The organism is Cytobacillus sp. ABV4_503, assembly GCF_056158445.1.
Genome location: NZ_JBSWTH010000001.1, coordinates 3,789,119 through 3,808,907 on the forward strand (window position 1 = coordinate 3,789,119; position 19,789 = coordinate 3,808,907).

Annotated in this window: 15 protein-coding genes, 1 tRNA gene and 1 other annotated feature; all 16 genes read right to left on the reverse strand. The window is 42.7% G+C overall.

From position 1 onward, the window contains the following. Window positions 1-12: 12 nt before the first annotated feature. The 16 genes from yihA to ACXAD1_RS19185 all read right to left on the reverse strand — a co-directional run bounded on the left by yihA (window position 13) and on the right by ACXAD1_RS19185 (window position 19,788). Window positions 13-594: a ribosome biogenesis GTP-binding protein YihA/YsxC gene (yihA, locus tag ACXAD1_RS19110; protein ID WP_206838993.1), complete on the reverse strand. Its 582-nt coding sequence runs from the start codon at window positions 592-594 to the stop codon at window positions 13-15. Further along, entirely contained in the window at window positions 591-2,918 is a 2,328-nt protein-coding gene (gene lon / locus ACXAD1_RS19115; RefSeq protein WP_474910777.1) for an endopeptidase La, read from the reverse strand. Before lon ends, yihA begins: the two co-directional genes overlap by 4 nt. A gap of 285 nt (window positions 2,919-3,203) precedes the next feature. Beyond that, window positions 3,204-4,871 (reverse strand): ATP-dependent protease LonB, encoded by a 1,668-nt coding sequence (lonB, locus tag ACXAD1_RS19120; protein WP_206838995.1) that lies wholly within the window; start codon window positions 4,869-4,871, stop codon window positions 3,204-3,206. A gap of 210 nt (window positions 4,872-5,081) precedes the next feature. Further along, a complete protein-coding gene (gene clpX, locus ACXAD1_RS19125; protein ID WP_009333167.1) occupies window positions 5,082-6,347 on the reverse strand; it encodes an ATP-dependent protease ATP-binding subunit ClpX in 1,266 nt (421 codons plus the stop codon). A 516-nt stretch (window positions 6,348-6,863) separates the two neighbouring features. Then, entirely contained in the window at window positions 6,864-8,150 is a 1,287-nt protein-coding gene (gene tig, locus ACXAD1_RS19130) for a trigger factor (RefSeq protein ID WP_474910778.1), read from the reverse strand. 159 nt (window positions 8,151-8,309) lie between these two features. Then, window positions 8,310-9,338: a tetratricopeptide repeat protein gene (locus ACXAD1_RS19135; protein ID WP_474910779.1), complete on the reverse strand. Its 1,029-nt coding sequence runs from the start codon at window positions 9,336-9,338 to the stop codon at window positions 8,310-8,312. 101 nt (window positions 9,339-9,439) lie between these two features. After that, window positions 9,440-10,033, reverse strand: a complete 594-nt coding sequence (leuD, locus tag ACXAD1_RS19140; RefSeq protein ID WP_474910780.1) for a 3-isopropylmalate dehydratase small subunit — start codon at window positions 10,031-10,033, stop codon at window positions 9,440-9,442. A 16-nt stretch (window positions 10,034-10,049) separates the two neighbouring features. Further along, the gene (gene leuC, locus ACXAD1_RS19145; protein WP_474910781.1) at window positions 10,050-11,465 is read right to left on the reverse strand and encodes a 3-isopropylmalate dehydratase large subunit; all 1,416 of its coding nucleotides are present in this window, start codon (window positions 11,463-11,465) and stop codon (window positions 10,050-10,052) included. Between the two features lie 97 nt (window positions 11,466-11,562). Further along, window positions 11,563-12,675: a 3-isopropylmalate dehydrogenase gene (gene leuB, locus ACXAD1_RS19150; protein WP_206839002.1), complete on the reverse strand. Its 1,113-nt coding sequence runs from the start codon at window positions 12,673-12,675 to the stop codon at window positions 11,563-11,565. Window positions 12,676-12,791: 116 nt separating this feature from the next. Continuing rightward, complete coding sequence (locus tag ACXAD1_RS19155) at window positions 12,792-14,336, reverse strand: 2-isopropylmalate synthase (RefSeq protein WP_370223367.1); 1,545 nt, start codon at window positions 14,334-14,336, stop codon at window positions 12,792-12,794. Next, on the reverse strand, window positions 14,323-15,345 hold the full coding sequence (gene ilvC, locus ACXAD1_RS19160; RefSeq protein ID WP_206839005.1) for a ketol-acid reductoisomerase: 1,023 nt from the start codon (window positions 15,343-15,345) through the stop codon (window positions 14,323-14,325). The genes ACXAD1_RS19155 and ilvC overlap by 14 nt, the downstream gene beginning before the upstream one ends. A gap of 49 nt (window positions 15,346-15,394) precedes the next feature. Further along, entirely contained in the window at window positions 15,395-15,913 is a 519-nt protein-coding gene (ilvN, locus tag ACXAD1_RS19165; protein ID WP_009333175.1) for an acetolactate synthase small subunit, read from the reverse strand. Further along, a complete protein-coding gene (ilvB, locus tag ACXAD1_RS19170; RefSeq protein WP_206839007.1) occupies window positions 15,910-17,631 on the reverse strand; it encodes an acetolactate synthase large subunit in 1,722 nt (573 codons plus the stop codon). Before ilvB ends, ilvN begins: the two co-directional genes overlap by 4 nt. 81 nt (window positions 17,632-17,712) lie before the next feature. Further along, window positions 17,713-17,975: a binding site (T-box leader), on the reverse strand. 464 nt (window positions 17,976-18,439) lie between these two features. Then, a tRNA-Arg gene (locus tag ACXAD1_RS19175) sits at window positions 18,440-18,516 on the reverse strand. A 145-nt stretch (window positions 18,517-18,661) separates the two neighbouring features. After that, the gene (locus ACXAD1_RS19180) at window positions 18,662-19,180 is read right to left on the reverse strand and encodes a metallophosphoesterase (RefSeq protein ID WP_474910782.1); all 519 of its coding nucleotides are present in this window, start codon (window positions 19,178-19,180) and stop codon (window positions 18,662-18,664) included. Then, window positions 19,177-19,788 (reverse strand): XTP/dITP diphosphatase, encoded by a 612-nt coding sequence (locus ACXAD1_RS19185; protein ID WP_474910783.1) that lies wholly within the window; start codon window positions 19,786-19,788, stop codon window positions 19,177-19,179. Before ACXAD1_RS19185 ends, ACXAD1_RS19180 begins: the two co-directional genes overlap by 4 nt. Window position 19,789 lies beyond the last annotated feature (1 nt).

Below are 19,789 nucleotides of genomic sequence, written 5' to 3' on the forward strand. Positions count from 1 at the left end.
CGGGATTTTTTTTTACATAAAGCTTTTCAATGCCGACCAAGCCTTGTCTTTTCCATAACCCGTTTCAGAGGAAAACATAATAATCTGATCATTCGGATCGATATCCAATGTTTCTTCCGTGATTTTCATATGTTTTTGCCACTTGGACTTAGGTATTTTATCCGCTTTGGTAGCAATCACTATACAAGGAATTTCATAATGCTTTAAAAAGTCGTACATCATGACATCGTCACTTGTAGGGGGATGGCGCAAATCAACTATCAGCACAACTGCTTTTAACTGTTCTCTGCTGGTTAAGTATGTTTCTATCATCTTTCCCCATGCTTCGCGTTCCTTTTTGGATACCTTTGCATACCCATAGCCTGGAACATCAACAAAATGAAGAATTTCGTTAATAAGGTAAAAATTCAGGGTCTGTGTCTTCCCCGGTTTAGAGGATATCCTGGCAAGTCCCCTACGATTAAGCATTTTATTAATGAACGAAGATTTGCCGACGTTGGAACGGCCGGCAAGGGCGAATTCCGGCAAATCACTTTCAGGGTATTGATCAGGCTTAACAGCACTGATGACGATTTCTGAGCTGGTTACCTTCATGCTTGAACACCGCCATTCAGGGCATGTTTTAAGACTTCGTCCACATGTGATACCAAAACAAAATCAAGCTCTTCCCTGATGCTTTCGGGGATATCTTCAATATCCTTTTCATTATCTTTAGGGAGGATAATCTTAGTCAATCCTGCACGATGGGCGCTCAAAGATTTTTCCTTCAAACCGCCAATAGGAAGCACTCGGCCTCTTAAGGTGATCTCCCCTGTCATTCCCACTTCTTTACGGATTGGTTTTCCAGACAGCGCAGAAACCAGTGCGGTTGTAATGGTAATTCCTGCAGATGGACCATCTTTTGGAACAGCACCTTCTGGTACATGGATGTGAATGTCATGCTTTTCATGGAAATTCTCATCAATGCCCAGTTCTTTAGCCTTTGAACGAACATAACTGAATGCCGCTTGAGCAGACTCTTTCATAACATCCCCAAGTTTGCCTGTAAGAACAAGCTTCCCTTTTCCAGGAGAAAGGGATACTTCTATCTGAAGGGTGTCGCCGCCAACTGTGGTATAGGCCAGCCCTGTAGCAACGCCAACCTGGTCTTCAAGCTCAGCCTGACCGTAGCGGTATTTAGGCTTTCCAAGAAACTCATCAGTATTTTTACTATTCACAATCACTTTCTTCTTTTCGCCGGATACGATAATTTTCGCCGTTTTTCTGCAGATAGTAGCCAGCTGACGCTCCAACCCCCGGACTCCTGCCTCACGAGTATAATAGCGGACTACCTTCTGCAGGCCATCTTCACGAATCTGAAGCTGTGATTTGGAAAGTCCATGTTCTTTAATTTGCTTAGGCAGCAGGTGGTCTTTTGCTATATGAACCTTCTCTTGCTCTGTATAGCCTGCAATCGTGATAACTTCCATTCTGTCCAGCAGCGGACCAGGGATCGTCCCGAGATTGTTGGCTGTTGCTATAAACATGACCTTTGAGAGATCATATGTTTCTTCAATATAATGATCACTAAAATTATGGTTCTGCTCAGGGTCTAAAACCTCCAGCATCGCAGATGAAGGATCCCCGCGGAAATCAGAAGACATTTTGTCAATTTCATCAAGCAGGAACACAGGGTTAATGGTCCCTGCCTTTTTCATGCCCTGAATGATGCGGCCAGGCATGGCACCTACATAAGTCCTTCTATGTCCGCGAATCTCAGACTCATCCCGGACCCCGCCTAGGGATACCCGGACGAAATTGCGGTTAAGCGATGTTGCAATAGAACGCGCAAGGCTTGTTTTACCGACACCCGGAGGGCCAGCAAGACAAAGAATCGGCCCCTTAAGGGAATTCGTCAGCTTTTGCACCGCGAGGTATTCCAGAACCCGTTCCTTAACTTTTTCCAGGCCGTGATGGTCTTCATTCAAAATTCTTTCCGCCTTCAGGATATCCAAGTCATCATCTGTTGCCCTTGACCATGGCAATGTGACAAGCCATTCGATATAGTTGCGGATAACTGCACTTTCAGCTGAACTGGATGGAACTTTCTCATATCGGTCCAGTTCTTTTAAAGCTGTCAGCTCGACATGCTCAGGCATGCCTGCATTTTCAATCTTTTCCGTCAGCTCAGCTATTTCTCCTGTCTTGCCTTCCTTATCCCCCAGCTCTTTTTGGATTGCTTTCATCTGTTCACGCAAATAATATTCCTTCTGCGTTCGCTCCATTGATTTTTTCACACGCTGGCCAATCTTTTTTTCAAGGTTCAGAACTTCTTTTTCATTATGAATGATTTCGATAACCTGGTTCATGCGCTCTTTTACATCAATGGTTTCAAGAATTTCCTGTTTTTCTTTAAGCTTTAAAGGCAAATGGGAAGAAATGATATCTGCCATGCGCCCCGGCTCTTCTATATCTGCTACAGAGGAGTACGTTTCGGCTGAAATCTTCTTCGATACCTTTATGTATTGCTCAAAATATTCAAGCATGGTCCTCATCAATGCCTGATCTTCTACGTCCTTGGTTTCAGGATCCTCAAAAACCTTCACACTAACGGAATAATGTTCGGCTTCTTCCTGAAAATCAATGATTTCCGCTCTCTTAAGCCCTTCAACAAGAACACGGATTGTACCGTTTGGAAGCTTGAGCATCTGCTTTACACGTGTTAGCGTGCCCATTCCATATAGATCATCTTCTGATGGTTCATCTATAGATATATCCTTTTGTGTTGTTAAGAAAATTAAATGGTCATCTACCATTGCTTTTTCAAGAGCCTGAACCGATTTCTCACGGCCTACATCCAAATGCAGAACCATGGTCGGATAAACAAGCAAGCCCCGAAGCGGCAGGAGGGGGACGATGATTTCTTTCTTTTTCGCCATTCCATTGCACCTCCAAAATGCATCTTTTTAACCCCATTATTGCTAATAATTTCTTTGTACAATTCTATCGTATTTAAATAGCAGTGTCTATTAAAGAGAAATTGCTGAAAGCCTGTATTAAAAAGATATTCATTTATAATTACACTTTATCCTTCTTTACGCAAATAAAACTTCGGTTTGTAGCCTAAACTGCAAACCGAAGTTTCTGACCGCGATTAGCGGGAGGCGTTTGTACAGCGGTTTTTCCATAACTGACAAACCCTGAATGGGTTACTGGGCCACACATCATATGCTCTCTTTTTTCTTTAATTCGATTGAAGCGGTTATGGCCTGCTCTTTGAGATACTCTTTTTGCAGCGCTGCATCAAATACTTCATTCAAATGGGTTACAGGAATAATCTTAATACCTGTTATCTCCTTTAAGATGGATTGCATATTTTCTTTTGGGATAATTACTGTCTGTGCTCCTGCTTTTTTGGCAGCTTTCACCTTTGGATATACTCCTCCAATTGGCTTAACGTACCCATGTATGCTGATTTCCCCGGTCATAGCTACAGTATTGTCCACTGGCCGTTTATAAATAGCAGAATAGATCCCTGTCGCCATAGCAATGCCCGCAGAAGGGCCGTCAATTGGAACTCCGCCAGGGAAGTTGACATGAATATCATATTCGTCAGCCGGTACGCCCATTGATCTCAAAACAGTAATAACATTTTCAATTGAACCCTTGGCCATACTTTTTCTGCGGATTGATTTTCCTTGGCCGCCAATACTTTCTTCTTCTACTATGCCTGTAATATTTATACTGCCTTTTTCTTTTGCAGGAATTACAGTAACTTCAATATCAAGCAAAGCACCTGTGTTCGGTCCATATACGGCCAGCCCATTTACAAGACCAACAGCAGAATGGGAATTGATTTTTCTTTCCATTCTCGGTGAAAGCTGACTCGATTGCACAACCCATTCAATATCTTCATCTTTTATGTAATCTCGGTCTTCAGTAATCGCTAAACCTGCAGAGATTTGAATCATATTAACCGCTTCCCGCCCATTTCTTGCATAATTAGCAAGAATGCCAAGCGCATTTTCACTAATAGTGAGATTAACCTTTTCCGAAGCCTTTTTTGCTACAGCTGAAATCTCTTCTTCAGCCAGCTCTCTGAAAAAAACCTCCATGCATCTTGAACGAATGGCAGGCGGTATTTCATTCGGAGTCCTGGTAGTTGCTCCGATCAGGCGGAAGTCCGCAGGCAGGCCATTTTTAAAAATATCATGAATATGGGTTGGTATTTGAGTATTTTCTTCATTATAATAAGCACTTTCCAGAAATACTTTCCGGTCTTCAAGCACTTTCAGAAGCTTGTTCATCTGTATGGGGTGAAGCTCACCGATTTCGTCAATAAAAAGTACGCCTCCATGCGCATTTGTAACAGCACCCTGTTTAGGCTGCGGAATTCCCGCCTGGCCCATTGCCCCAGCACCCTGATAGATAGGATCATGAACAGAACCAATCAGAGGATCTGCAATGCCCCTCTCATCGAATCTCGCTGTAGTAGCATCCAGTTCTATAAAAACAGAAGCTTTCTCAAAAGGGGACTTTGCATTTTTCTTGGCTTCTTCCAGTACCAATCTGGCCGCAGCCGTTTTTCCCACGCCAGGGGGACCATATATTATAACATGTTGAGGATTGGGTCCGCACAATGCCGCTTTCAGAGATTTAATTCCATCCTCCTGCCCCACAATGTCTGCAAAACTGGCTGGACGAACTTTTTCTGATAATGGTTCAGTTAGTGAAATGGAACGCATCTTTTTTAATACATCCATTTCCTTCCTTGATTCACGGTCGATAGAAACCTTTTGTGTCCGCTGGCTCCTAAGCAAATTCCAAAAGTAAAGTCCAATGACAATTCCAAAAAACAATTGGATAAATAAAGCGATCCCCGTCCAACTCATTGTGTTCCCTCCTGCATTATTTGTTCTCGTTGATAATGCTAGTATCTCCCTGACTGAGTTGGAATAAACAAGGAATTCATTTAAAAGTAAGCGTCTTGTCCACCACCGATTGTTCGCGAGGAAGGTGGCGCTTGACAATCCTAAGTATACAAAGTTTTAAATTCCGAAAGGCATAAAAAGTGGCCATGCCCCAAGGCTGGCCACTTTTTATTATGCTGAAGTCTTGCGCTCTTCTTCTACAACTGTTCCGTCCTCCAAAACAAGTTTTGGCGAACCATTGTCAATAACCGTTTCTTTCGTAATAATGCACTTTTTAATATCTTCGCGCGATGGAAGATCAAACATTACATCCAGCATGATTCCTTCAATAATGGAGCGCAGACCGCGGGCCCCTGTTTTTCTTTCAATTGCTTTTTTAGCAATTTCTTCAAGTGCGCCTTCTTCAAAATCAAGCTCAACATCGTCAAGTTCAAGCATTTTCTGGTATTGTTTGACAAGTGCATTTTTAGGTTTAGTTAAAATCTCAATTAATGCAGCTTCATCAAGCTGGGAAAGACTTGCAATAACCGGAAGACGCCCGATAAATTCAGGAATTAACCCGAATTTCAGCAGGTCTTCAGGAAGCACCTTTGCAAGAAGATCCTTTGGCTCAATTTCTTTTTGATTCTGGTCGGATCCAAAGCCAATAACCTTCTGGCCTAAACGGCGTTTAATAATTTGCTCGATGCCATCAAATGCGCCGCCGCAAATAAACAGGATATTGGTCGTGTCAATCTGGATAAATTCCTGATGAGGATGTTTGCGGCCCCCTTGTGGCGGTACGCTCGCAACTGTACCTTCCAGAATTTTCAATAGAGCCTGCTGAACACCTTCACCCGATACATCACGAGTAATTGACGGATTTTCCGACTTACGTGCAACCTTATCAATCTCATCGATATAAATGATTCCTTTTTCTGCCTTTTCCACATCATAATCTGCTGCCTGAATAAGCTTTAGGAGGATGTTTTCAACATCTTCCCCGACATATCCGGCTTCAGTCAAAGATGTTGCGTCTGCTATTGCAAACGGAACATTTAGAATACGGGCCAATGTCTGAGCCAGCAAGGTTTTACCGCTTCCAGTCGGACCGATCATGGCAATATTACTTTTTGATAGTTCAACTTCATCAATCTTGCTGTTGGAATTGATGCGCTTATAGTGATTATATACTGCTACAGATAACGATTTCTTAGCCTGATCCTGGCCAATTACGTACTCATCCAGAATATCGCGGATTTCTGCTGGCTTTGGAACATCTTTGAATTCCACTTCTTCTTCTGTCCCCAGCTCTTCTTCCACAATTTCAGTGCAAAGCTCAATGCATTCATCACATATATATACTCCTGGCCCAGCAACAAGTTTGCGGACCTGATCCTGTGTCTTGCCACAGAAAGAACATTTCAATTGCCCTTTTTCATCATTAAATTTAAACAAATCCTTCACCCCTTGAAAAAACTTCAAAACGATATATTAAGCTTGCGAGATCACATGCAAATAGTTTTTTATTCAGCCATAGAAAGGTTGGGAATTATAGTGGACTCTGTGAAATATACGTGCAAACATGCCCTCTTTAATAATTCACACTTTCTTAAAAATCAAAACCTTCAGCAGTTATGTATTGCATTGTAACACATTTTTACAGTGGACAGGAAATGATAACTCTTAAAACATTCCAATTATGTATGCATGCATGTGATGGCATTTCGCAAAGAAAAAACAGGCTGAATTTTATATGTACTTTCATAAGCTTAACCAAAAATGGCTAAATTAAGTCGGTCCCTTGGACCGATAATTAAATTATCTATATATGTATTTGTATTCCTGTCCATGTCCAATATGCCGTAAAACTTTTCACCAGGCAAAAGATACAAGGGAGATTTTCATTATGTATGGTCTTGATGGTATAAAACAAGGCACGATAAACTCGCGCCTTGTTTACTACTACTTCTATTATGCAACAGTCTTGCTATTTTCCACAAGGAAATCGACTGCTTTTTTAATTTGAAGATCTGCTTTTAGGCCTTCAAGGCTTCCAAGAGCTTGTGTGATCTGTTCAGCAGACATGTTGTACATTTCTGCCATTTTGTTAAGTTCTTCTGTAACTTCTTCATCGCTTACTTCGATGTTTTCTGCTTTTGCAATTGCTTCAAGAGTCAGGTTAACGCGTACGCGTTTTTCAGCTTCCTCTTTCATTTGCTCGCGCAGTGCATCTTCATCCTGTCCGGAGAACTGGAAGTACAGTTCAAGGTTCATGCCTTGCATTTGCAGACGCTGTTCAAATTCCTGCATCATGCGGTTAACTTCTGTGTCAACCATAGCAGCTGGAATTTCCATTTCAGCGTTAGCTGCTGCTGCTTCAACAACAGTATCGCGGACATGGTGCTCAGCTTCATGCTTTTTGCTTTCTTCTAAGCGAGTTTTAATTTTTTCTTTTAATGCATCCAAAGTTTCAACTTCTTCGTCTGCATCTTTAGCAAACTCATCATCAAGCTCAGGAAGCTGTTTTGTTTTGATTTCATGTACAGTTACTTTAAAAGTTGCAGGCTTTCCAGCTAGCTCAGCAGCATGGTATTCCTCTGGGAATGTAACTTCAACTTCCTTAGATTCTCCAGCTGCAGTACCAGCCAGCTGATCTTCAAAGCCAGGGATGAATTGTCCTGAACCAAGTTCTAAAGAGTAGTTCTCAGCTTTTCCGCCTTCGAAAGCTTCGCCATCAACGAACCCTTCAAAGTCCATAACAACTGTATCGCCATTTTCAGCTTTTCCTTCTTCTTTAACGGCAAGTTCAGCTTGTCTTTCCTGAAGTGAAGTTAGCTCGCTGTTAACATCTTCATCTGTAACGTTTGTTTCAAGCGGCTTAACTTCAAGGCCTTTGTATTCGCCAAGCTTTACTTCAGGCTTAACAGTAACTGTAGCTTTGAAGATAAGGCTTTTTCCTTTTTCGATTTGCTCAACATCGATTTCAGGACGATCTACCGGCTCAACGCCTGTTTCATCAATTGCATTAGCATAGGCTTCTGGAAGAAGATAATCTACTGCATCCTGGTATAAAGATTCAATTCCGAAACGCTTTTCAAACATTCCGCGAGGCATTTTCCCTTTACGGAATCCTGGAACGTTAACTTGCTTAACTACTTTTTTAAATGCAGCGTCTAATCCTTCGTTTACTTTCTCTGCATCTACTTCAATTGTAAGAACCCCGCGGTTCCCTTCTAACTTTTCAAATTTAGCAGACATACAATCATTTCCCTCCAAAAATCTATTGTCATTTCATTCAACACAGAATGTTATGAATATCTCTTGTTTTCAAGCCATATCCATTAAAAAAAATGTATATATACACATAATACAACCATTATATTATAACATACACTCTCTGTCTTTCAACATTGAAGGCTAAATATTGGGATAAGAAATTTCTTCTATCTTTCTTATTAAGACAAGAGCCTGCTCTATTTCCTCATCTGGAGCTTCATAAATATCTCCCAGTTTGCTGATAGAACTGGTTAAGCCATGATACTCATATGAAAGCATATGGTATGCCGCCGCCCAGGACGCAGCATTATCCGGTGAGGCTTCAAGCGGATATAACAGGAAAAAGTGCCTTTCTGCAAGGCTCTTTGTATTTTCATATAATACCGGATCTTCCTGCTCAATCTGAATCTCCAGTTTATTGACTATTTTTAACAGCATCGGCTGCCGATGTACAGGGGGGAGTTCAGCAGGAATAACCCGGACACTTTTATTAAACTTCCGAATCGGTACATATTTATCATATTCATGCTCTGTAAGCACATTTAACAGCATCGTTTTAAAGAAAGGATTTCCGTCATCTGCTTCAAGGTATGCTTTAATATCTTCTATATATGGCCTGATATTATGTTCTGCCAGCTGTGCAGCAATCTGCATTTGTTCATGCTGATCCTGGCAGGAGAACAGATCGAGCTTTCTACCTTTGAATTCCTCCATTTCGGGTGCTTCAATTTCGGCTTCGGAGGGTGAAGCAGCCATCTTTCTGCTGAACTCAAGCATTCTGCTGAAATGCTCAAACTTCTCCTTCGGAATCTCCCTCTCTTCAAGGAGAACTTCAATCATTGCTGCAATCTCGCTGTATTGATGCAGCTGCACAAGGATCATTAAATAAAGATCCATTACTTGTATGTAATCCCCTATGCCTGTCTGGAGCATTTTATTAGCCAGTTCTTTCGCTTTTTCCAAAGCTCCCGCTTCATAATATGCCAGAACAAGCCCGATATGGACATCGGTATTATCAGGATCCATCTCCTTCGCTTCTTCAAAGTACTGGATCGATTCCTGATACCTTTTCAGCTGAAAGGACTCAAGCCCTTTTTCCAGCAGTCTTTTCTCAAGGCCGGGGAATAGAATTATTTTATTGTTTTGTTTTTTCCGTTCCCGCTTTCCCATGCTAGTACCGCCTCAACTTATATTTTTGAAGTTAGTGTAGCATGAATCAGCAGAAAAACAAAAAGATTCATGGTTTCCCGCCATGAATCTTTCACACATTCTTACTGTACTGCTAACTGTTTTCCTTCAAAATTTGAAATGTTTTTTTCTAATTGAAGGGTAATCTCTATTTCATCCCAGCCATTAATCAGCATTTTTTTCCAGTAATCATTAATAGAAAATGACGCTGAAAAATTATGTTCATCTTCAATTACTTGATTCTGCAAATCAACCTTCAATTCGTACGGCTGGATTTTAGCACTCTTTAGCAGATATTCGACAGTTTCAGCCGGAAGAGTGATTGGCAATAGTCCATTTTTTAAGCAATTTTGATGAAAAATATCAGCAAATGAAGGGGCAATGATGACTTTAAAGCCATAATCTCCTAAAGCCCATGGTGCATGCTCCCTCGAAGAACCGCAGCCGAAGTTTTCATTTGCAATGAGGATAGGGGCACCCTGGTTTTCTTCCTTATTCAACTCAAACTCAGGGTTTGGCAAACCATCTTTTGTAAATCTCCAGTCATAGAATAGGTACTGTCCAAACCCCGTTTTCTCAATTCTTTTAAGAAATTGCTTGGGGATAATCTGATCGGTATCCACATTTGCTCTATCTAAAGCAGCAGCTTTCCCTTGCAGTGTTTTAAATCCGCTCATTTTGTTCTCCTCCTTCTTATTGAACTGTTTCTGCACTAAGCAAAGCACCTACGTCCACAAAATGTCCGTACAAAGCTGCAGCTGCCGCCATTAATGGACTGACAAGATGTGTTCTGGCCCCTGATCCCTGGCGTCCTTCAAAATTTCGGTTGGATGTTGATGCACAATGCTCGCCGCTTGGCACAATATCATTATTCATGCTCAAACACATGCTGCAGCCTGATTCCCTCCATTCAAAACCAGCCTGCTTAAAGATTAGATCCAGTCCTTCAGCCTCCGCCTGCTTTTTGACCTGCTGTGACCCAGGAACAACAAGTGCACGGACTCGAGGATGAACCTTCTTCCCTCTAATTATTTCCGCGGCCTGTTTTAAATCTTCCAGCCGGGAATTTGTACAGGACCCGATGAAAACATGCTGAATCTGAATGTCTTCAATTCTCTGCCCTTCCTGCAGCCCCATATAATCTAACGCTCTGGAAAGTGATTTTTGTTCAAGCTCATTCTTGCATTCCTCAAGTTTTGGAAGCGGTTCATTTATTTTGGAAGTCATTGAAGGATTCGTTCCCCAGCTTACCATTGGCGCAATATCTGCTGCATCAATTCGAATGGTTTTATCGTAATCCGCATCAGGATCGGACACAAGCTCTTTCCAATTCTCGACCGCTTGCGCAAATTCTGCTCCTTCTGGTGCATACTTCCGTCCTTGCAGATACGCAAACGTCGTTTCATCAGGACTGACAAGCCCCGCCCTTGCTCCTCCTTCAATGGACATATTGCAAATTGTCATTCTTTCTTCCATTGACATTTTCGCAATGGCATCCCCGCAATATTCAATAATATGACTCGTGCCAAAGCCAATTCCGTTTTGAGCAATAATATAAAGTATGACATCTTTAGCGGTAACACCCTTTTTCAGCTCGCCATTAATCTCCAGCTTTAATGTTTTAGGCTTGCTTTGCCATAAAGTCTGGGTAGCCATGACATGCTCCACTTCACTTGTTCCAATGCCAAATGCTATTGATCCAAAAGCTCCATGAGTGGATGTATGGCTGTCGCCGCAAACAATCGTCATGCCTGGCTGAGTAAGCCCCAGCTCCGGACCGATCACATGTACAATCCCCTGTTCAGGACTATCCAGCCCGGCAAGAGGGATGCCGAATTCCAGGCAGTTTTTTTCCAAAGTGGTCATTTGATTTAATGCAACAGGATCATTGATGACTTTTCGGTCATCAGTAGGAATATTGTGGTCAACTGTAGCAAACGTTTTATCAGGCCTTCTCACTTTCCTGTTTTTCATTCTTAAACCGGAAAAAGCCTGAGGGGATGTAACTTCATGCACCAAGTGGAGGTCTATGTACATCAAATCCGGCTTTCCCCCTTCCCTGTGGACTACATGCTTTTCCCAAATCTTATCTATTATTGATTTTCCCATTCTGCTCCACTCCCTTTTTAAAAGAAACACGGCCGATGAAGGCCGTGTCTCAGTTTTTAAAACCAGCTGTAACTGTGTCCAGCCATCATTTCAGCTTTTATGCATAAGCCCCCATGATATTTAGAATAGCTTCGTTATCCAAAAGGGTAGCCTTCACCTCTTCAATCATTTCAGAAGTAGTAACTACCTTTTTTCCAAATGAAACAATATCTCTTGTTCGATAGCCAGCTTCAAGCACTTGATTAACAGCATTCTCAACCGCTTCAGCTTCCTCTTCCATTCCGAAAGATAAGCGAAGCATCATGGCTGCTGATAAAATCATGGCAATAGGATTGGCTGCATTCTTCCCTTGAATATCCGGTGCTGAGCCATGGATTGGTTCGTATAAATAAGGTCCGTTTTCCGAAATGCTGGCAGAAGGAAGCATCCCTAAAGAGCCAGTCAATACAGACGCTTCATCGCTCAAAATATCGCCAAACATATTTTCCGTTACTACAACATCGAACTGCTTCGGATTTTTAATCATTTGCATCGCTGCATTGTCAACCAGCATATGCTCCAATGCAACTTCCGGATATTGCTTTGCGATGTCCTCTGCTACCTCTCTCCACATTCGGCTTGATTCCAGGACATTGGCCTTGTCAACAGAAGTCACCTTGCCACGGCGGCTTCCGGCAAGTTCAAAAGCCAGTTTAATGACACGCCGCATTTCTTCTTTTTGATAAAACAATGTATCTACCACAGCATCTTTGCCGTTTTGCTTGGTCCTCTCGCTTGGCTTTCCGAAATACAGGCCGCCGGTTAATTCCCTGACCATCAGCATATCCACACCTTCAATTACTTCATTTTTTAATGGAGAAGTATCAGAAAGGCTGGAATAATATTGGGTTGGCCGCAGATTGGCATAGAGATTTAATTCCTTGCGGATCTTCAAAAGACCCTTTTCAGGACGAAGGTGGGGAGGCTGCCGGTCCCATTTAGGCCCTCCAACCGCTCCCAGCATGACCGCATCGCTATCTTTGCAAAGCTCCAGCGTTTCATCAGGCAGAGGAGTTCCTGCTTCATCAATAGCAGATCCGCCGATTTTGCCATATGAAAATTGGAATTGATGTCCGAACCGTTCTCCAACGGCCTGCAGGACTTCAATTGCCCCCTTCACCACTTCTTTGCCGATTCCATCTCCTGGAAGTACTGCGATACGTTTTTTCATTTTTAATCCCTCCGTCTGTTTGTTTGTTTGTGCTTATTTATTATCGTTTAGTGAATGAAGCACTTTGATTTCAGCACAGGTTACTTGCTTTCCGCAGGGGAAGAACGGGAGCTCGATCAATTCGCCTCTACCGCCTGTGCCTGTGCTTTCTCTTTCATATATATCACTCTATTAACAGCGTTCAAGTAAGCTTTTGAGGAAGCCTCAAGCACATCCTGGGCCAAACCGCGGCCGCTGGTTTCCATTCCTTCGTAGTTCAGCTTTACATAAACCTGTGCTAATGCGTCTCTTCCGGCCCCTACGGATTGAATGCGGTAATCCAGAAGGTTAGCTGTTCCATTCAGGCATTTTTCCAATGTGTTATAGAGCGCTTCGATGCTTCCTGCTCCAGTACCCGCTTCCTGGATCACTTCGTTGTTCGATCCTGACAGAGTAACAGTTGCAGTCGGAACAGAGTTAGTGCCATATTGAATTTGAATACCGATTAAATCATAGAACCGCTGCTCCTTGGAGAGCTTCTCTTCAAGTACGATGGCTGCAAGGTCGTCGTCTGTCATCTCTTTTTTGCGGTCGGCCAAATCTTTGAAAACTGTGAATAGACGGTTTGCTTCTTCATCTGCTACTTCAAGCCCCAGTTCACTCAAGCGGTTTTTAAAGGCATGACGTCCAGAATGTTTTCCAAGCACCATGGAATTGGATTGGAATCCGACTAGATCAGGGGAAATAATTTCATAAGTTGTTTTTTCCTTCAGTACCCCATCCTGGTGTATTCCTGACTCATGTGCAAAAGCATTTCTTCCAACAATTGCTTTATTTGCAGGTACCACCATGCCTGTCAGCTTGCTGATCAGGCTGCTCGTTCTGCTGATTTCCTGAAGGTTCAGACGCGTCGAAGCCTGATAATGATCATTCCGGATATAAAGGGCTACCGCCAGCTCCTCCAAAGCCGCATTTCCAGCTCTTTCACCAATCCCGTTGATGGTGCCCTCAACCTGTGTTGCTCCATTCTCTATAGCTGAAAGGGAATTAGCTATGGCCATTCCCAAGTCATCATGGCAATGAGCCGATAGAGACACTTTATCAATAGAAGGAACATGATTTCTTAGATATTGAAATATCTCTCCATATTCCTGAGGTGTTGTATATCCAACAGTATCCGGTATATTGATGATCCTCGCCCCTGCCTGGATGACCCTTTCAATTATTTCAGCAAGAAAAGGCAATTCTGTTCTGGTAGCATCCTCTGCAGACCATTGGACGATCGGAAACTTTGAAGCAGCATACTTAACTGTTTCTACTGCTGTTTCAACCACTTCTTCTTTCGTTTTCTTTAGCTTATATTGCCTGTGGATTGGAGAGGTTGCCAGGAATGTATGTATTCTTGGCTCAGCCCCGTCCTTTAATGCTCCCCATGCAGCATCTATGTCAGAGATAACTGCTCTTGCCAGTCCTGTGACCGAGCAATTTTTAATCGTCTGGGCAATTTTCTGTACAGAAGCAAAATCACCTTTGGACGCTGCAGGAAAACCGGCTTCAATAATATCTACATTCAGGCGCTCCAGCTGCCTGGCTATTTCTAACTTTTCGGAAAAGTTAAGGTTGACACCTGCTGATTGTTCGCCATCTCGTAACGTTGTGTCAAATATTTTAATTGTTTGCACTTACGACCACTTCTTTCTTCTTGCTGCTATTGACAAACGGCATCATTTTGCGAAGCTCTCTTCCTACCTGTTCAATTGGATGCTCATTCTCTCTCTGATTCACTGCATTAAATACCGGTCTATTTGCCTGGTTCTCCAAAATCCAGCCTTTAGCAAAATTACCTTCCTGGATATCTTTCAAAACTGCCTTCATTTCTTCTTTCACCCTTGCATCTACCACGCGCGGGCCGCTGACAAAGTCACCCCATTGTGCAGTATCCGAGATGGAATAGCGCATTCCTTCCAGACCTCCTTCATACATAAGGTCAACGATGAGTTTAAGCTCATGCAGACATTCAAAGTATGCAAGTTCCGGCTGATAGCCTGCTTCTGTAAGAGTTTCAAATCCTGCTTTAACCAATGAAGTAAGCCCTCCGCAAAGCACTGCCTGTTCACCAAACAGATCTGTCTCCGTTTCTTCTTTAAAAGTTGTTTCCAATGCACCTGCGCGAAGTGACCCAATGGCTTTAGCGTAAGAAAGGGCAAGCTCCTTTGCTTCTCCTGTTACATCCTGATGGACTGCAAACAGAGCTGGGACACCTGCATCCTGTTCATATGTTCTTCTGACCAAATGCCCTGGCCCTTTTGGTGCTACAAGCAATACATCACACTCTTTTGGAGGCACGATCTGATTAAAATGGATATTAAATCCATGGGCAAACATTAATGCCTGGTTTGATAGATTCGGTTCAATTTCTTCCTTGTATACTTTTGGCTGGAGTTCATCCGGCAATAGAATCATCACTACATCTGCCTGTGCTGCTGCCTCACCCACTGAGTATACCTGGAAGCCGTCTTCTTCTGCTTTTTCCCAAGACTTCCCTTTTCTAAGGCCGATTACAACTTCAACTCCGCTGTCCCTCATGTTTAACGCATGCGCATGTCCCTGAGATCCGTATCCGATAACCGCTACTTTCTTTCCGTTTAAATAAGCTGCATTTGCATCTCCGTTATAGTACATTTTTGCCATGTTTTATCTCCCTCTCCGATTAAAATTTTATATTTTAGTAATAGATTTATTAAACAATTGAATATGATTTGGACTGCTGGGAAGTACGCTGTGTTCCTCTAGGGAATGCCGTTGTTCCCGTCCTGGCAAGCTCTTTAATTCCATATGGTTTAATGAGTTCAATGAAAGCTTCTACCTTATCAGATTCACCTGTAATCTGAACGGTCATGCTATCCTTGCTGACATCTATTACAGAAGCTCTGAAAGGTTCAATTAATGAGTAAATTTCATTTCTGGTATAAGGGACCGCCTGAACTTTAATGAGGGCGAGCTCTCTTGCCACTATCGATTGATCAGTGATATCAGTCACTTTTATCACATCGATTTGCTTGTTTAGCTGTTTTGTAATTTGTTCACTGGCACTGGAGTCCTCAACATGGACCACACAAGTGATGCGCGACATCCCTTCATGTTCAGACAGGCCAACTGAAATGCTTTCAATATTAAAGTTTCTTTTGGAAAATAAATTCGTGATTCTGTTTAGAACGCCCGGCCGATTCATAACAGTCAGGCATATAACTCTTTTCATGGTTTTACACCTGCCATTTCATGAAGTCCTTTTCCAGGTGCAATCATCGGATACACATTTTCATCCGGATCCACCCGGAAATCGATAAGCACTGGCTCACGGTTATGAAGCACTTCATCCAATAACTCTTCAGCTTCTTCTTCAGATTGAATGACATATCCTTTTATTCCATAGGCTTCTGCCAATTTTACGAAAGATGGTTGTACTGGGATTTTGCTGTGAGAGAAGCGGGACTCATAAAAAATCTCCTGCCATTGCCGAACCATGCCAAGGGCCATATTATTAAAAATGATAATTTTTACCGGCAGGTTCATTTCCTGTATAACGGCAAGCTCCTGCGTTGACATTTGGAATCCTCCATCTCCGCAAATAGCGAGTACGCATGCTTCCGGGTCAGCCAGCTGAGCTCCGATACTTGCAGGGAATCCAAATCCCATTGTTCCTAGCCCCCCTGAAGTCACCCATCTGTCTGCCTTATTAAAGCGGTAGTATTGGGCTGCCCACATTTGATGCTGCCCTACGTCTGTTACGACGATGGCATTCCCTTCTGTTTTTGAATGAAGCATTTCCATGACTTTCTGGGGTTTCAGCCGTCCAGATTCTTTATCATAGAAATATGGATATTCCTCCTGCCACCTCAGGATGGTTTCCATCCATTCTTTATGGGCCGGCGGTTTTCCATCCTGCAGAATCAGCTGCTCAAGAGCTTCTTTTGCATCTGCCACAATCGGAATGGACGTCGGAACGTTCTTGCCGATTTCAGCAGGATCAATATCAATATGGGCGACTGTTGCATGTGGTGCAAAATGCTGTAAGTTTCCTGTTAATCTGTCATCAAATCGGGCTCCAATATTTATCAGCAAGTCACATTCTGTAAGTCCCATGTTGGCTGCATAACAGCCATGCATCCCTGCCATTCCGATGAATAATGGATGATCTGCCGGGAACCCGCCGAGGCCCAAGAGTGTGTGAATAACAGGAATTTGCTGCTGCTCTGCGTACTCTTTTAATTCTTTGGATGCTCTTCCATGAAGCACGCCAGCACCAGCCAGGATGACAGGCTTTTTCGATCTGCTGACCGCTTCAGTTAATTTCCTTATTTGCAGGTAATTTGGTTTCAATGTCGGCTGATATCCCGGCAGATTCACTTCCTTTTCTTCCTCGGGCTGATCTGAAATTCCCGCAGCGATATCTTTAGGGATATCGATCAGCACCGGTCCTGGCCTGCCGGTTGAAGCTATATAAAAAGCTTCTTTAACAATTCTCGGGATATCTTCAATGCTGCGGACCTGATAATTGTATTTTGTAATTGGAGTGGTTATCCCCAGGATATCTGCCTCCTGAAAGGCGTCTGATCCAATGACTCCCGTTGCCACCTGACCTGTAAAAACAATCAGCGGAAGTGAATCCATCATTGCGTCTGCAAGCCCGGTAACAATATTAGTGGCTCCTGGTCCTGAAGTGGCAATTACAACACCCGGTTTTCCAGTTATCCGGGCATACCCTTCAGCAGCATGAATTCCTCCCTGTTCATGACGCGGCAGCACATGAAGAATCTCTGAATGATACAGTTTGTCGTAGAGTGGAAGAACAGCTCCTCCAGGATAACCAAAAATCACTTCAACATTTTCTTTCTCCAAGGCTCTTAATAACAGATCTGCACCGGTGACAGGATGTGTCTCCGTTTTTGTTTCTGTTAAGGCAGCTTCCTGCAGCATTTGTTGATAACCTCCTCATGTAATTTATAACTCCAATATAAAAAGCCCTTCCACCCCTAAAGACACCTATCGATTGTAGGTATAAGGGATGAAAAGGCTTTGATAACCTGTTCCACGGTACCACCCTGATTCACGCTTATAGTGCGTGCACTCATGAACAGCTATATGCTGTCCGTTTTGATAACGGGTGAAGAACACCCGGCAGCCCCTAGTCGATCATCGATCATCTTTCAGGACTGCGCTCAGAGGTGAGTTCATTTTAAGAGGGCATTACCGGTTTTCAGCAGGTCCGGCTCTCTGTGAATGCCTGTCATAAAACTACTTATCCTCTTCTACGCTTTTCCTATTCGGAGTAAAACCCATTAAAACATTAACGCTTTAAACCACTGAATTATTAAGTTAAAAAAATTCATATTGAGAGAGAGATTTCACTTAGATGAAGGTTATAATTCTATTTAACTTAAAGGTGTGAATTTCTTATATTGAGGACTATCTTACGCCCATTTTTATCAGCCGTCAACACCCTTTCTGTGAATTATTTGATAATTTCGATTAATCTGTTTTTCTGTATCCGCTTACATTGTTGATATATTCACATTCCCTGGGACAAAAAAATTTTAGAGAATTTTTTAATTACGGGAGATGACAGCTGATATGTGGTTCAAATATTAAGAGGTTTGTAAAGACGATTTAAGTCGAGGGCTGCACTGGCAGACTCCTGCCATTGCAACTAAATTAAAAACAAAAAAACTCACCAAAAAGGTGAGTAAGGATTCGGTAAGATATGTAGTGCTGCCAGATGTGTAAATGGCGTCCCAGGAGAGATTCGAACTCCCGACCGACGGCTTAGAAGGCCGTTGCTCTATCCAGCTGAGCTACTGGGACGTATTGAAAATTTTTTACTTGGTTGAGATTAATTAACTTAACGACAAGATTTATTATATTAGACAAATGTTAAGAAGTCAACACTTTGGTAAGATATTTTTTATTAATGAGGGAAGACTGGCTTCCCTCAGTTATTATATTCAAATTACTCGCTTTTTACCAGTAAAAAATTTTGTGTCAAATCAGGAATTTTCCCATTAGACAGGTCATACACATCCAATGTAACATTTTTCCCCCTGGCTTCCAGTATGACATATGTCTTTTCATTTCTTCCTCTTGGCAGCCGGATGCTCCCAGGGTTAATAAATAATATCCCATTAGACATTTCAGCTCCCAGACCATGTGAATGGCCAAAACATACAATATCTGCTTCCATTTCACGTGCCTTGTATGACAGATTCATTAAGGTAGACTTAACGGAATATCTGTGTCCGTGTGTGACGAAAAGGCGGAGTCCCCCTGCTTCTTCTATTCTATCCTCCGGGAATGCTGCCTCAAAGTCGCAATTTCCTCTTACAGCAGCGTAGCCTTCCAATGCTTCATGATCTGCCTGAAGCTCAGAATCTCCGCAATGAATCATCAGATCCATATCCGGATGCATTTCGCGGATTTTGCTGAGTTCAGAGGTTAACCCATGGCTATCACTGACAATCAGAACCCTCATGAGTTCTCAGCTCCGGCTACGAAAGAAGGAAGCAGCTCCTCCAGCTTTTTGAGAGCATTTGCCCTATGGCTGATCAGGCTTTTTTCCTCCGGCATTAATTCAGCCATTGCTTTGTCTTTTTCTTCTGCAAAGAAAATAGGATCATAGCCAAATCCATAAGTCCCTCTTTTTTCTCTTAAGATATGGCCTTCACAAGTTCCTGCAGCTGTTATAGTAGTTTTTCCGGGTGCAGCGACTGCAAGAGCGCAATAGAACCGAGCCTGCCGCTTATGATCCGGAATGTTTTTGAGCTCATCGAGAACCTTTTCCATGTTTTTCTGGTCGTTTTTTTCTTCTCCTGCATAGCGGGCGGAATAGATGCCTGGCTTTCCTCCAAGCGCATCAATGATCAATCCTGAATCATCGGCAATTACCATTCTTCCAAAAGCTTCTGAAACGGCTTCCGCTTTCAGAATGGCATTCTCTTCAAACGTGCTTCCTGTTTCTTCTACATCCTGAAAATCAGGATAATCCAGCAGCGTTTTAACTTCATACCCAAGAGGCTTGAACATCCGTTCAAACTCTCTGGCTTTGCCTGCATTTTTAGTAGCGATAATGACTTCCTGCATG